This is a genomic window from Desulforhopalus glucosivorans (assembly GCF_054397165.1).
Window position 1 is genome coordinate 1,387,319 of sequence record NZ_AP044854.1, and the last position, 13,658, is coordinate 1,400,976.

A 13,658-nucleotide genomic window follows, 5' to 3' on the forward strand; every position below is an offset into this window, starting at 1 on the left:
ACAATTTTCTATTGAATAGAGTGTGTGGGGGGGGAATATGACTAACGGGTTTTATTATCAAACTAATGGTGTAATCCCAGATTTGGGTGCAGGGTTCGATGTCTCTGAAGATATAAACGAGCAAAAATACATCATATCTAACTCTAATGAGTCAAAAACAGAGATGTATGCTCCTGAAATTAATTTTTATTATGCAAATAGTCTCGATCAGGAAAACTTGAAGGCCGATAAACTAAAAATCTTGTATCAGGCCCGATTTCATCGATATGATTATGCTCAAGATGTGGTGTCTTCCCTTAGAGTTGGTACAAGGGTAGCGATCATTTCAGATGACCCGGTGACAGATTTGACGGCTCGTCTAGAAGATCAGGGATATGTTGTCGTAGAAGTATCGTATTCTGCTGTTTCAGAAATACATGGTACCCTCGGTAATTTTTCAATAGTTGTAAACAGTGATGGTGAGCGTACAGAACTATCCTCGGACCATGTCGTATGGGCAGGTGACAGTGCTTACGACAGGAAAATTGTCGGAATGTGTGATTTTAAAGTCTTAGGCTTAGAGGGAACACTAGAGCAAATCACGGCAAACAGTGGCCTATATAAATATAAAAATGGCGTTACCTACAATCTGTCAGCCTGTTTACAAAAAAACAGAAGAAAAGAGGTGTGTGGTAAGTGTGTGGATGTGTGCCCCAACAGTGCCATTACCATGGACCAAAATGGTTGCTCTATTGAGCTCTCACACATTCAATGTGTTGCTTGCGGAAGCTGTGTAAGTATCTGCCCCACTGGTGCCCTTGACTATGCATCGATAACACGTGATGCCTTTACTGCAATAGATAAACTCTACAAGGATAGTATTGCCCTCGTTATTGGTGAAGATACACTTATCAATGATAGAATGTCCTGTATCTTGCCAGAAAAAATATTGCCGTTAGTTGTTGATAGCGTAGGATTTATTGATGAAGATCACCTGATATCCTTAATTCAATCCTCCGGCTATCCTGTGATCTTGTGGCAGGATGTATTGTCAGAGCATCAGCAGGACTGTGTAAATTTAGTAAATGATATTTTTGTTAAAATATATAACAGGCAGGTGGTGTATCATTGCAGTCTTGTCTCCGAGATTGTCGGCGTTGCTGAGCTATGTGAGAAACTTGATCTCGAGGAGCAGAGTGTACCAGATAGTGACCTAGGTAAAAGAGTTCGGATTTCAGAGCGGCTTGCTGCCTTAGTTGGTGATGACGATTTTGGATTACTTACCCCAAAGAGTACAACACCGTACGGAACGATCAAAATTAATACCAATAATTGTACCCTTTGTCTAAGCTGTGTTGATGCCTGTATAGCTCACGCATTAATCCCCCATGCCGAAGATAATAGTTTACGTTTTACCGCGTCGTCCTGTGTTCAATGCGGATATTGCGAAACAATATGTCCGGAAAATGATTGTTTAGAGGTCATCTATAATCAGCTGGATCTCAGTGGTGGTTTTTTCACTTCTCATATTATGGCCCAGGATACACTGTTTAAGTGTATTGAGTGTGGTGAAGGATTTGCTCCTGTACAATCCATAGAAAAAATTATTGCACTGATGACACCGTCTTTTGGTGATGATTCTTTACGTATCAAATCATTGTCATGTTGCCCGGATTGTAAGGCGAAGGTCATGCTTGAAGCGATTACAGCTGATATTTAAAAATATAGAACAAGGAGCAGATATATGGACCATGAAGCAATCAACAAGGCTCGAATAATCTATTATGGGATGTTTGCTTCCCTTTTTGCCTTTAATTTCGATAAGAAGAACTACGCAACAGTAGTAGAGTCAGTTGACATATTATCAGCTCAACCAATGGATGATGAGTCTGGGGAGGCTCTTGAGTGTATGAAAGAGATATTACATTCACGTTCCTACCAGGAGGTGAAGGATGAAAGTGATCTTGTTTTTTTCAGCCCAACTACCTCGCTTATTCCAACAACATCCTCTTTTTATGATGAACAGAGAGACGACGGACGAAAACGAGTTGATATGATGAATTACGTTTTGGCTTCCAAATTCCGCAAAAATTCAGAAACATTTAAGGAAAATGAAGATCATATTGAGTTCATCTCAGTATTCATGCAAAAACTGATTGAAGAGCAGTTGCAGGGCAATGATGGGAGTGGAAATGTCGCCAAAAACGTGTTTGAAAATATACTCAATCATATGCTTGACCCATTAAGCAAGAAATTGTACGAGCATGAAAACGGTGATTTGTATCGTTACGCGGCTGTTGTGCTTGATTCTTTCACACAGCTTGAAAGGTTGTATCTGGGTGTTGCTCAGCCGGATGAAAAAATGGTCAGGAGTACAGTTAAGCCACAAATAAAACCACGTAAGATAAAAAAAGCTCCAAAGGAACTTGTCACAAGAAATATGGATGAGTTTGTAAGTGTTTAGTTACCGGTAGAATGTGTTGAGCTGTACTGAAAAGAAGTAAACAGTGTAAAAAAAGCGGCTTAAGCTGTCTTTGACTTGCTGAAATTAAGGAGTTACAAGGCAGATTGAGTAAAATTTTGAAATGTAATATGCAAAGTCAGCATATTACAACTATCCATTTTTTTTATAACAGGAGGAATCATGCAGGAGGAGCGAAGGAGTTTTCTTAAAACCACGCTTGGTGTAGGCGCTGTAGGCGTTACTACATTGTTCGCCGCTAAAACGGGGCTTGCTGCTCGTTCGGGTGGGGCGGGTAACAGTTCAAGCGGAGTAGTTCAGGGATCGTCTCCTAAAAAGGAGATTTTGTATAAGAAGACCCAAAATTGGGACAGATATTATAAATCGGCCTACTAGGAGGGAGGACCATGATAAAAGAAACGTTTGACAAAATGTCATCGAAAAAAATTGGAAGAAGATCTTTCCTCCAGCTTGCAGCTCTAGGGGCAGGAATGACTGCCACTTCGGCACTCGCTGCGAATGACTCTATACGGCAAGCCACGGAGGAAGAAGTTCAAAATCCGTTTCCTGGATCAAAAACCGTTAAAACAGTTTGTAGTATTTGTTCTGCCGGTTGTGGAATGATAGCTGAGGTACAAAATGGTGTCTGGGTTCGTCAGGATGTTGCTCAGGACCATCCCATTAGTGAGGGAAGCCATTGTTGTAAGGGTGTGGATCAGATTGATCTGATTAAAAGTAAAATGCGACTCAAGCATCCCCTTAAAAAAGTGAATGGTGAATGGAAGCGTATTAGCTGGGAAACTGCTGTAAAGGAAATTTCAGCGAAAATGTTGAAACTCCGTGAAGAAAATGGACCTGATGTTGTTCAATTTCTAGGATCTGCAAAATTTAACTTACAGCAGGCATTCTATTTCAGAAAGTTTGCCGCAATGTGGGGGACCAACAACATAGATCATGTAGCACGAATCTGACACTCTGCAACTGTCGCCGGTGTGGCGAACACGTGGGGTTATGGTGCAATGACAAATCACTTCGGTGATGTTGTTGAAAATTCAAAAGCAATGCTGATTATTGGCGCAAATCCAGCAGCGGCCAATCCTATTGGGATGAAACATTTCCTCCAGGCCAAAGACCGTAATAATGCGCCACTTATTGTAGTTGATCCGGTTTACACAAAAACTGCTGCGAAATCAGACCATTATTTAAGAATTCGTACGGGTACTGATGTAGCGTTTGTTTATGGTTTACTCCATCTGATCTTTAAAAATGGCTGGGAAGATAAAAATTTTATCGATAGCCGTGTTTATGGAATGGATGATATCAGGGCGGAAGCAGCTAAGTGGACTCCTGAAGTAACATCCGATGTAACTGGAATTGAAGCTGCTAAAATTATTCAGGTAGCAACAATTCTTGCCAAATCAAAACCTGCAACAGTGGTCTGGGCTCTTGGTATCACCCAGCATAGTACTGGTACTTCAAACACCAGGATTATTCCAATTCTTCAGTTGGTTTTGGGTAACATGGGGAAAAAAGGTGGTGGATGTAATATTATCCGCGGCCATGATAACGTGCAGGGTTCAACGGATATGTGCTGTCTTGCTGACAGTCTTCCAGGTTACTATGGACTTAAAAAAGGTTCATGGAAGTATTACGCAGACTCCTGGGGTGTTGATTTTGACTGGCTGGAAGGTCGTTTTGCAGGTCCCGAATGGATGAACGCTAAAGGTTTTTCCCTTGCCAAATGGTGGCAGGGTGTTCTTCAGGAAGAAAAAACTTATTCATCAAGCCCAATTCGTGCACTATGGGTACAGGGTAACGGTATCACCTCGATGTCCCAAACTGCAAAAATTCAAGAGGCCCTCGACAAACTGGATCTTCTTGTTATCGCAGAACCGTTTGTTAATGAAGCTGCTGTCATTACGGCAAAAAAAGATGACATCTATATTTTACCTGTTGCAACACAGTTTGAAACAGAAGGAAGTGTGACAGCCACTAACAGAACATCACAGTGGCGTAGTAAGGTGGTCGATCCTCTCTATGAGAGTAAGGCTGATCATGAAGTTATGTTCGCCTTTGCAAAAGAGTTTGGTTTTTACGATGAATATACTCGCGCCATGAAAATGGGGGTTAAGGATGGTGTGCTTCAGGCTGTAAAAAAAGAATTCAATTGGCCAGATGACGCCTCTGATGAGATTGCGCGGATTGTGAAAACCATCGGCCTTGGTGGTTGGACTGCAAAACGTCTTAGAACCCATCAGGAAAATTGGCACATGTTTGACCCTCTTACTCTCAAGGGGTACGGTCCAATGAATGGTGAGTATTATGGTCTGCCTTGGCCGAGTTGGGATACTGAACACCCAGGAAGTCCGGTTCTTTATGATGTAGATACCCCTGTAAATGAAGGTGGTATGGGCTTTCGCAATAGATTTGGTCTCGAGCATGACGGTGTGAGCCAGTTGGCTGAAGGTGGGGTGACTGTAAAAGGTTCTAAGATTAAGGGTGGTTACCCCGAAATCACCAGTGATAATATCGAAACAGTCCTGGGTATCCAGTTAACAGCCGACGAAAAGGCTAAGATTGGTAAGAACTGGAAGGTTGATCATAGTGGAATTATACAGGAAAAATGTAGAGCGGCAGGTGTTGCTCCATACGGTAATGCCAAGGCAAGAACCATCGTCTGGACATTTCCAGATCCTATTCCAATGCACCGAGAGCCCATCCATTCCCCAAGGCCGGATCTGGTTAAGGAATATCCAACATATGAAGATCAGGAGAATAACTTCCGCGTCGATGTGAAGTTTATCTCAGAGCAGAATGCTCAGATCTGGGCCAAGGATTTCCCGACAATGCTCGTTTCCATGCGTGTTGTTAATCTGAGTGGGGCTGGTATGCTGGAGAGGACCTCGAAATACCTCTCTCATATTACACCTGAAATGTGGGCAAACATCCACCCTGATTTAGCCCACGAATATGGTCTGCGTGATGGAGATATGATGTGGCTCCATGCTCCCCAGGGAACTAAAATCAAGGTTAAAGCTCAGTATAGCAAAAGTGTTACACCCGACAGAATTGCACTACCGTATAACTTTGCCGGTATGATGCAGGGTGTGGACCTGAGTCAAAACTACCCGGAAGGTACCAAACCTTATACTATTGGCGAGAGTTCTAATACAATCACCAATTACGGATTCGATATTATAACGCAAATACCTGAGTTTAACGCGGGTTTATGCCGAATTGAAAAAGCATAAGGAGGTATGAACCATGAGTAGTGACCAAGCTAAAATGAAGTTTTACTGCGATAATGATCGCTGTATTGAATGTTATGGGTGTTCAGTTGCCTGCGCTCAGGCCCACGAACTTCCAGTAGGTATCAGCAGACGTAAGGTTATCACCTTAAACGAAGGCGTTGAAGGAAAAGAGATGTCAACCTCAATTGCCTGTATGCACTGTACCGATGCACCCTGTGCTCAGGTTTGTCCTGTGGACTGTTTCTATATCAGAGAAGACGGCATTGTGCTCCATGATAAAGAAAAGTGTATCGGTTGCGGCTATTGTTTGTATGCCTGTCCTTTTGGTGCACCGCAGTTCCCTCGGGATGGTGCATTTGGTACGAAGGGTGCCATGGATAAATGTACTATGTGCGCAGGAGGTCCTGAGGAGACAAACAGTGAAGAAGAACGACACCTTTATGGGCATAACCGTATTGCAGAGGGCAAGGTACCTATTTGTGCCGCTGTTTGTGCGACTAATGCTCTACTTGTGGGAGATGCTGAAGAGGTTTCAGCAATTTTCAGAAAGAGGGTGAGTTCAAGAGGAAAGGGAGCCTGAGAAAGGTGATGAAGAAAATTCTATTTTCTATCATTACCCCGATGTTTCTGGCATCAGCTGTGTATGCAGCTGATAGCCAGATCTGGGGTGAAATGATAATTCAAAACATAATGGCGTATGGAAAGGGGTCGGTTTGTTCTTTGGGACCACTTTTTGTACTTCTGCAAAGTTTATTTTTTTCAAAAATATTTTTGGCTGTTGTTGTGGCTGTACCATCTGTATTTCTAATTCATTATCTTATCATTGGTCCCAAGGTATTTTCACATGACGGTGAAAAAATCTATGTTTTTTCGGCATTTCAAAGGATAGTTCACCTTATTGCAGGTGTAGCTTTTATCATTTTGATTCCTACCGGTCTGGTAATTATCTTTGGCAAATATTTGGGTGGTGGCTTCTTGGTTGAAATGGCCAGGCACTTACATGGTATTGCGACAATTATGTTTATGGTGTCGCTGGTTCCCATGTTTATATTCTGGTTTGTTGAGATGCTGCCGACCCTTGAGGATATCAAGTGGTGCTTTATCCTTGGTGGTTACCTGAGTAAAGAAATAAAAGAAATTCCTGCGTCAAAATTTAATGCAGGTCAAAAGATGTGGTTTTGGTGTGCATCACTTGGCGGTGTTGTGATGATTGCAACTGGTGTAGCCATGTACATGCAGGATTTTGATTATAATATTGCGGCAACCATAGGCTTGTCTCAGATTGATCTATTAAGGGCGTCTGTGATTGTGCATAATATTTTAGCAGTGGTGATTACAGCATTTTTCTTTACCCATGCCTATATGTCCCTTTTTGCCATCAAAGGTGCATTACACAGTATTATAACCGGTTATAAAGAACATGATGAAGTGAAGTATCTACACAGTTCATTTTATAAAAAACTACAAAGGCAGGGTAAAATTTAACTATTTTAATTTTTGTAAAATGACTTTGTTTACTTGTGGTGGTTTGTGTTGAGCCACATCCCTAAAGGGTACAGAGGAAAATCCCGTTGAATATCATTTCAGCGGGATTTTTTTTTGTAATAGGTTTCTCCAGTGGAATTGCAATCTTCTTCCATTCAATTGTTCGTGTGTCTGAAATAGTATTGATTGGCTGGAATCGTGTATACGATACCGTGGCTATTCCAATGTGGTGGTAATTCGATTCTTATTTGAAATTATACAGGAAATTATAGAGAGCAAGATATGATTGAGGTAGGCAATGTATTGTAATAAAGAGTATTATTCTTTAAATAATTCATGAAATCTTTTGTCGGCAAACTCTTCTATCTCTTTTTGTAATTGTCTGTAATTCTTGATGAGTTCCTTTGCCTTAGGGGTAAGATGTGTCCCGCTGGTTGTACCTCTTCCTTTCTGCGAAATTACTAATTCATCTTCAATGTTTTTTTGTAATATTTTAATGTGGGACCAGGCTTTCTTGTAGTTTAACCCCATTTTTTCAGCAGCCTTGGCAATGGAACCTTCCTGTTCGATCTGTTCAAGTATATCTGTTTTTCCTTTGCCAAAAAGGAGATCTTTGTGATCATTTTCAATCCAAACCTTTGTTTTTATATGAAAAGAATTTGAGTCATTAGGTTTCATAGGTAAGGTACGTAGAGTTTAAGTGACAAAGCTTTATGGGGTTTATATTGTCATAAAGGTATAGAGCCAAGGTCAAAACTGAAGTTTAAACTTATCCTACCCTAACTGTACGATTGTCAGCAACACTACTCTTGTTTTTTGATATTTTTTGCAGGTTAGTCAAGAGAATAGTAATCATGTCACAATACTATTTTTCATTCTTGTGTGGCATAGAGATGGTTGATACTTAGTGTTAAACGCTAGAGTTAAACATATTTTAATACATCGAAATTCAAATTACTTAAGCGAGAATCTATTATGATCAGTAACAACATGTGCAAAGCGTTGAATGACCAGGTTAATGCAGAACTGTTTTCATCCTATCTTTACCTCTCTATGTCTTCCTGGTTCAGTGAAAGATCACTTTCTGGTTTTGCATCGTGGATGCGTGTTCAGGCCCAGGAGGAACTCTCCCACGCAATGAAAATCTACGATTACATTTTAGAGCGCGGTGGAAAAATTGAGTTAACATCCATTGATCAACCTGAATCTGAGTGGAAATCTGCTGTAGTGGTTGTTGAGGAGGTAGCACAGCATGAGGCCAAGGTTACAGCCCTTGTTAATGATCTTGTAGATATTGCTCTTTCTGAAAAAGATCATGCGGCAAATATCTTTCTACAGTGGTTTGTCGCAGAGCAGGTTGAAGAAGAGGCAAGTGTGGGAGAGGTGTTTGAGCGGATGAAAATGATAGATGGTGATTCGGCAGGAATGTTTGCTATGGATATGGAACTCAGTAAAAGGGTTTTCACCGCCCCTGCAGAATAATCTGATAATAACAGCATACTATAAGGAGATAATTATGAAAATAGATTGGGCATATATGCGTAAGGGCTGAGTATCGTGTAAGAAAGCCTGGACGGTTACAGAAGAGAAAAATGTAGTAATAGAGACTGAAGTAGACGCCAAAAAACAAACCTGCCAAAGTGATGAGGCGTGGGACTTGGTGAAGACAGCTGATAAAATTGTGGTTGCCAGTGGACAAAAAACACTGGAATTTGATCCCAACTCTGCTGAAAAAGATGAAATCATCAAGAAGATAACCGGTCGTACAGGTAATCTAAGAGCACCAGCATTGAAAATTGGCAATGTCTACTATATTGGTTTTAATGTCGGTATGTACGATAATCTCTTTTCATAAGGTTTTGAACGCTACGTGCCGCAACTTCATGGGCACGTAGCATCATTGTGGATGCAAATATTGGGTGTTTTACTAGTGTATCTATTTCTCGGATTTACTTTTTTAGTAGTTTTAGGATATTATCTGCAATTTCTGTGGCTTCCTTCCCACTTGTGTTCACAGTTTGAAATTGATTGTACCCAAGTTTCCTTTCTTCCAGAAGCTCCAAAATTTTCGCTTTAGGATCTGCTACAGCAAGTAGCGGCCTTTCATTATTAGTATCTTTAAGCAGTCGTTCTAAGATTTCGTCGGCTGTTGCGACGAGAGAAAAGACCTGTCCTTTTAACTTGAGTAATTTCACATTGACAGGGTCTAGCATCATCCTTCCACCCGTTGCAATAACGAGTCCTTCCTGCTCTGATAGATCGCGAGCAATGTCGGTTTCCATCTGTCGAAATTCACTTTCTCCAAATTGCGTAAAGATTTCAGGAATAGAGATACCATGTTTTGCTTCTATAAGTTGGTCTGTGTCAACGAACTTAAGTTGAAGTGTTTGAGCAAGACTTTTGCCGACTGTGCTTTTACCGGTGGCCATAAACCCGGTGAGAACGATGTTATGTATAGGTTTTTCGTGCATATTTACGTAACTATGATTTTAATATGGTTTGTAAAAGTATATTTATGAATTATCAAAGTTGATGGTCATTTCGTGGACGAGCACAAGATACACTGCCGTAACTTGAGTATAAAGGTAAAATATTGGACTAGCTTCTAAAGTGTGTTGTACAGAATTGGATGATACGATTTTAGCTCCATTAAAAAAATCTTGTAAAGGAGAAGAGACTGTGACTACAGAGAATTACCAGGATATTAGCTTAAACTATGATAATAATGTTGCAACCATCACTATTAACCGACCAGAGACTCTCAATTCTATACGAATGCAAACCTACGAAGAGTTGATACATGCTTTCACGGTTGCTGATAATTCTTCTCTGTGCAATGTCATTGTCCTAACAGGAGCAGGGGAGCATTTCTCATCGGGAAATGACCTGAGCGATCTTATCGGTACTGATCATAAAGAGCTTATGAAATATGTTGGAGATATCTTTAAGACGGTCGCAACACTAAAGAAGGTGCTCATAGCAGTTGTCGATGGTGTCGCAGTAGGTATTGGTACAACGATCCTGCTCCACTGTGACCTTGTTGTTTCCTCTAGTCGGGCAAGATTTCGATTACCATTTACAACCTTAGGTGTAAGCCCGGAAGGTGGTGCTAGCTCAATATTACCAATAATAATAGGCCAAAAACATGCAAGAGAGGTGTTGTTGACTGGCCGGTTTTTTACAGCTGATGAGGCAAAAAGTTGGGGCCTTGTCAATGCTGTATCAGAACCGGACAAACTGAGCGAAGTTTTAGAGAGTTATTTATCGCAACTTATAAAGCAACCCTTGGAATCACTTGTTGCAACCAAATCGCTTATGAGGGCTTCGTTACCAGATATCCCCCAGCTTATAGATACGGAATTGCATATCTTCACTGAATTGCTTGGAGCTGAATCAACCCAGAAAAGAATCCAGTCATTTTTAAAGAGATGATGAGGGCAGGGTAATGTGGAATAGGAATATTTGTATAGTAACATTTGGGTGGTTTGCCTTATTCCTCTGTCAGGTATTGCCGCCTACCCACAGATTTTATTGCTCAAACAATGAGAAGACTCATTGTTCGAGCATCTGCACATGTTATCTCATAACTAATATTATCTTTGTCTGCCACTAACAGGCGTGTTGTCCTTTATATGATGATCATCCATTATGATGGCGCATTGGTCCTACCAAAGAAAGCTGGTGAAGTGGGTTACTAAATAGTAACTAAGATTGTACCATTGTAATTTCAATTTCGATATCTGTTAAGTATAAATAACACTGAAACGTTATGATATTGGTATTCTTCTCATGCTGTAAGGCTTCTTTTTAATCATCCTTGTTGGCTTAGATATTGCTAGTAGGCACTTCTGTTTAATGATATGTAACCATGTGTTGTTATATGGTCAAACCTTTGTGTGCTTCCGAACCTTTTGCAGGGGAAAAAGTAGCCGTGGTGCTCAAAATTGGACGGATATATCAAACGCTACAGTATAATAATTAGGACAAATCGTAATGAAAAAACACATACACCCATTTTGCTCTCTTGTAACCTTTGCACTACTATGTAGTTTACTTCTTGGTTTGCCAGTCAGTTGTTTTGCTGCAAAGGGTCCCACAGCAGCAGAATATGGTGTTGTTTTAAATTTGTCAGGGAAGCAGCGTATGCTTACTCAGAAGATGAGTAAAGAGGTGTTGCTTATTGCAAGGAATAATGACGTTGAAAACAATTTGAAAAGTCTTGAGGCAACAGCTTCCCTTTTTGATAAAACGCTTGTTGGACTCATTGATGGTGATAAAGATTTAAATCTCCCTCCGACAGTTGATTTTCTAATAAAAATGCAACTGGGAAAAGTACAGCTACTTTGGGCTAACTTCTACCCACCTATCCAGGAAATTATTAAAAATAAAACAGTTACAGATCACCAAGCATGGCAAATTGCAGAAAAGAATTTACAGCTGTTAAAAGAAGCAGCCGCATGTGTGACCATGTATGAAAAAGATGCGGCAAAGGCAGGGTTGAAGTCGAATCCAAACCTTGCCGTATCTATTAATTTGTCAGGTAAGCAGCGAATGCTATCGCAAAAAATGAGTAAGGAGTATTTGCTTATAGCCTACGGCCATAAAATAGCAGATAATCAGAAACGCCTCAAAAACACATATTCACTTTTTGAGCGGACCTTACTTGGACTGATAAATGGAGATGAAGGTCTGAATCTCATGAAAACTACTAATGAAGTTACTGCGAACCAGTTGTATGTGATTATGGACTTATGGAAAACCTTCAAACCTTTAGTCGTTGCAGCCGCTGAGATAGGCCCTTCTGCTATTACTCAAGAACAGATTTCATTGCTTTCACGTGAGAATCTTTTATTGCTCAAAGAAATGAACAAAGCTGTCAGTATGTATGAAAAAGAGGCGGCAAAATCAGTTTGATCATACCTGTTTAGAATAAGTCATAGGGTGAAGATTTCTCAGTTTAGATGACGTATCTGATCCCTATAACATTACCACTTTTGTCAGATTCGTCATATTCGTCTCATCATATTTTATACCTGTATCTGTACTATCACGCTGTTTCAAAGCGTTACCTTATAACGACAAGATCCTTTGATGATTTATCGTAGAATCTCTCTTCAAGGCATGAATATTTATGATAAAAAATTTGTGTTTTGCACTCCTGATGATACACTGTATTTGTTGATTAAATTGTAAATGATCTCGTAACATTTGATTTTCTTTGTCTAACAACTTTTCGAGTTAATTGTTCTCGTTTGGAGAAGGTAATGGATGTATTTGTAGCCAGGCAGCCTATTTTTGATATCAATAAAAAAATTTATGCCTACGAGTTGCTGTTTCGCTCTGGTGATTCTAACGGTTTTCCAGATATTGATGGTGAGACTGCTACGACCAGTCTTTTGTCTTCTTCGTTTTTCACCGTAGGGATTGAGAAAATAGGGGCTGGTAAACTTGTTTTTATTAACTTCACAGAAGATCTGTTATTAAACGGTACTCCCCAGCTCTTCCCGCCTGACAAAATGATGGTGGAAATATTGGAAGACGTTGGTCCGGGTTCTGATATCGTTAAGGCATGTCAGGATCTTAAGGACAATGGTTACTCCCTTGCCTTGGATGATTTTGTCTATTCAAATCAGTTTGATGAGTTATTACACCTTAGTGATATTGTAAAAATCGACTTTCGTTTGACTCCAGTAGAAACTCTGGGGAAAATGGTTGAAACTCTAAAAAAATACGATTGTAAGCTTCTGGCAGAAAAAGTTGAAACCTATGATGAGTTTCATCAGGCTGTAGAGCTAGGATTCGAATATTTTCAAGGCTATTTTTTCTCGAAACCCGAAGTGTTGAAGAATAAAGATCTCTCTTCTTCACAAATGGGACTAATGCGGCTTATCTCACAAATTAATACGGAAGAATTTGATGTTGATTCACTTGCCGAACTGGTGGCACAGGATGTGTCTATTACGTATAAGTTACTGAAATATATAAATTCATCTCATTTCTCAAGGCTACAACCTCTGTCGTCAATTAAACAGGCAATCACTTTTCTTGGTGAAAATGGTTTTAAGATGTTTGTGTCACTTATTGCCACCAGCAAACTATCTGAAAATAAACCTGGAGAACTTATCAGGGCATCTATTATTCGGGCCAAATTTTTAGAACAGGTCGGTATCAAGCTGAAAAAGGATAGCAGTGAGTTATTTCTTCTTGGACTATTTATGTCGCTTGATGCAATGCTTGATCAAAAGATTGAAAATATTATCAGCAAAATGCCCTTGTCGGACAGTCTGAAAGAAGCACTTGTGGGGAGAAAGGGTGACCTCTTTGCTTTTGTACGATTGATTGAGACGTATGAAGCGGGTAATTGGGTATCGTTTCGTTTTGCCCAGAAAAAACTCGGTTTAACGGATGCCTGTGTTACAGATTTCTACGTTGAGGCATTAGCATGGGCTGACTCTTTTGAGTAAGTCAGCCCCGAATTGAAT

The 13,658-nt window shown here is 40.2% G+C and carries 12 protein-coding genes and 1 pseudogene; 11 read left to right on the plus strand and 2 right to left on the minus strand.

Annotated features, from left to right (window positions below; all coding sequences use genetic code 11):
* Positions 1-37 precede the first annotated feature (37 nt).
* The 6 genes from ACX6CI_RS05915 to ACX6CI_RS05940 all read left to right on the plus strand — a co-directional run bounded on the left by ACX6CI_RS05915 (position 38) and on the right by ACX6CI_RS05940 (position 7,176).
* Positions 38-1,699 (plus strand): 4Fe-4S binding protein, encoded by a 1,662-nt coding sequence (locus tag ACX6CI_RS05915; protein ID WP_458777238.1) that lies wholly within the window; start codon positions 38-40, stop codon positions 1,697-1,699.
* A gap of 24 nt (positions 1,700-1,723) precedes the next feature.
* Complete coding sequence (locus ACX6CI_RS05920) at positions 1,724-2,443, plus strand: TorD/DmsD family molecular chaperone (RefSeq protein WP_458777239.1); 720 nt, start codon at positions 1,724-1,726, stop codon at positions 2,441-2,443.
* A gap of 180 nt (positions 2,444-2,623) precedes the next feature.
* The gene (locus ACX6CI_RS05925) at positions 2,624-2,836 is read left to right on the plus strand and encodes a Tat pathway signal protein (protein WP_458777240.1); all 213 of its coding nucleotides are present in this window, start codon (positions 2,624-2,626) and stop codon (positions 2,834-2,836) included.
* A gap of 11 nt (positions 2,837-2,847) precedes the next feature.
* The gene (locus ACX6CI_RS05930; protein ID WP_458777241.1) at positions 2,848-5,691 is read left to right on the plus strand and encodes a formate dehydrogenase subunit alpha; all 2,844 of its coding nucleotides are present in this window, start codon (positions 2,848-2,850) and stop codon (positions 5,689-5,691) included.
* Positions 5,692-5,704: 13 nt separating this feature from the next.
* Positions 5,705-6,271 (plus strand): formate dehydrogenase FDH3 subunit beta, encoded by a 567-nt coding sequence (gene fdh3B / locus ACX6CI_RS05935; RefSeq protein ID WP_458777242.1) that lies wholly within the window; start codon positions 5,705-5,707, stop codon positions 6,269-6,271.
* Between the two features lie 8 nt (positions 6,272-6,279).
* Positions 6,280-7,176 (plus strand): formate dehydrogenase subunit gamma, encoded by an 897-nt coding sequence (locus ACX6CI_RS05940; protein ID WP_458777243.1) that lies wholly within the window; start codon positions 6,280-6,282, stop codon positions 7,174-7,176.
* Positions 7,177-7,494: 318 nt separating this feature from the next.
* On the opposite strand, the gene ACX6CI_RS05945 is transcribed toward ACX6CI_RS05940, so the two are convergent.
* Positions 7,495-7,854 carry a winged helix-turn-helix domain-containing protein gene (locus tag ACX6CI_RS05945; protein ID WP_458777244.1) on the minus strand — a complete coding sequence of 120 codons (360 nt, stop codon included), beginning with the start codon at positions 7,852-7,854 and terminating at the stop codon, positions 7,495-7,497.
* A gap of 297 nt (positions 7,855-8,151) precedes the next feature.
* On the opposite strand from ACX6CI_RS05945, the gene ACX6CI_RS05950 reads away from it, so the two are divergent.
* Both ACX6CI_RS05950 and ACX6CI_RS05955 read left to right on the plus strand, forming a co-directional pair.
* Positions 8,152-8,658: a ferritin gene (locus ACX6CI_RS05950; RefSeq protein ID WP_458777245.1), complete on the plus strand. Its 507-nt coding sequence runs from the start codon at positions 8,152-8,154 to the stop codon at positions 8,656-8,658.
* Between the two features lie 85 nt (positions 8,659-8,743).
* A pseudogene (locus ACX6CI_RS05955) lies at positions 8,744-9,031 on the plus strand (hypothetical protein); the annotation flags it as partial.
* Positions 9,032-9,125: 94 nt separating this feature from the next.
* Here ACX6CI_RS05955 and ACX6CI_RS05960 read toward each other — a convergent pair.
* Positions 9,126-9,647, minus strand: coding sequence for a shikimate kinase (locus tag ACX6CI_RS05960; protein ID WP_458777246.1), 522 nt, complete (start codon positions 9,645-9,647; stop codon positions 9,126-9,128).
* 208 nt (positions 9,648-9,855) lie between these two features.
* On the opposite strand from ACX6CI_RS05960, the gene ACX6CI_RS05965 reads away from it, so the two are divergent.
* The 3 genes from ACX6CI_RS05965 to ACX6CI_RS05975 all read left to right on the plus strand — a co-directional run bounded on the left by ACX6CI_RS05965 (position 9,856) and on the right by ACX6CI_RS05975 (position 13,640).
* Positions 9,856-10,608, plus strand: coding sequence for an enoyl-CoA hydratase/isomerase family protein (locus tag ACX6CI_RS05965; RefSeq protein ID WP_458777247.1), 753 nt, complete (start codon positions 9,856-9,858; stop codon positions 10,606-10,608).
* 561 nt (positions 10,609-11,169) lie between these two features.
* Positions 11,170-12,090: a type IV pili methyl-accepting chemotaxis transducer N-terminal domain-containing protein gene (locus tag ACX6CI_RS05970; protein ID WP_458777248.1), complete on the plus strand. Its 921-nt coding sequence runs from the start codon at positions 11,170-11,172 to the stop codon at positions 12,088-12,090.
* Between the two features lie 350 nt (positions 12,091-12,440).
* Positions 12,441-13,640, plus strand: coding sequence for an EAL and HDOD domain-containing protein (locus ACX6CI_RS05975; protein WP_458777249.1), 1,200 nt, complete (start codon positions 12,441-12,443; stop codon positions 13,638-13,640).
* The last annotated feature ends 18 nt before the right edge of the window (positions 13,641-13,658 follow it).

Excerpts from the sequence above, each read along its gene's own strand:
- ACX6CI_RS05950 (WP_458777245.1), top strand. The coding sequence starts at position 8,152 with ATGATCAGTAACAACATGTGCAAAGCGTTGAATGACCAGGTTAATGCA.
- ACX6CI_RS05915 (WP_458777238.1), top strand. The coding sequence starts at position 38 with ATGACTAACGGGTTTTATTATCAAACTAATGGTGTAATCCCAGATTTG.
- ACX6CI_RS05970 (WP_458777248.1), top strand. The coding sequence starts at position 11,170 with ATGAAAAAACACATACACCCATTTTGCTCTCTTGTAACCTTTGCACTA.
- fdh3B (WP_458777242.1), top strand. The coding sequence starts at position 5,705 with ATGAGTAGTGACCAAGCTAAAATGAAGTTTTACTGCGATAATGATCGC.
- ACX6CI_RS05945 (WP_458777244.1), bottom strand. The coding sequence starts at position 7,854 with ATGAAACCTAATGACTCAAATTCTTTTCATATAAAAACAAAGGTTTGG.
- ACX6CI_RS05920 (WP_458777239.1), top strand. The coding sequence starts at position 1,724 with ATGGACCATGAAGCAATCAACAAGGCTCGAATAATCTATTATGGGATG.
- ACX6CI_RS05960 (WP_458777246.1), bottom strand. The coding sequence starts at position 9,647 with ATGCACGAAAAACCTATACATAACATCGTTCTCACCGGGTTTATGGCC.
- ACX6CI_RS05940 (WP_458777243.1), top strand. The coding sequence starts at position 6,280 with ATGAAGAAAATTCTATTTTCTATCATTACCCCGATGTTTCTGGCATCA.
- ACX6CI_RS05975 (WP_458777249.1), top strand. The coding sequence starts at position 12,441 with ATGGATGTATTTGTAGCCAGGCAGCCTATTTTTGATATCAATAAAAAA.
- ACX6CI_RS05925 (WP_458777240.1), top strand. The coding sequence starts at position 2,624 with ATGCAGGAGGAGCGAAGGAGTTTTCTTAAAACCACGCTTGGTGTAGGC.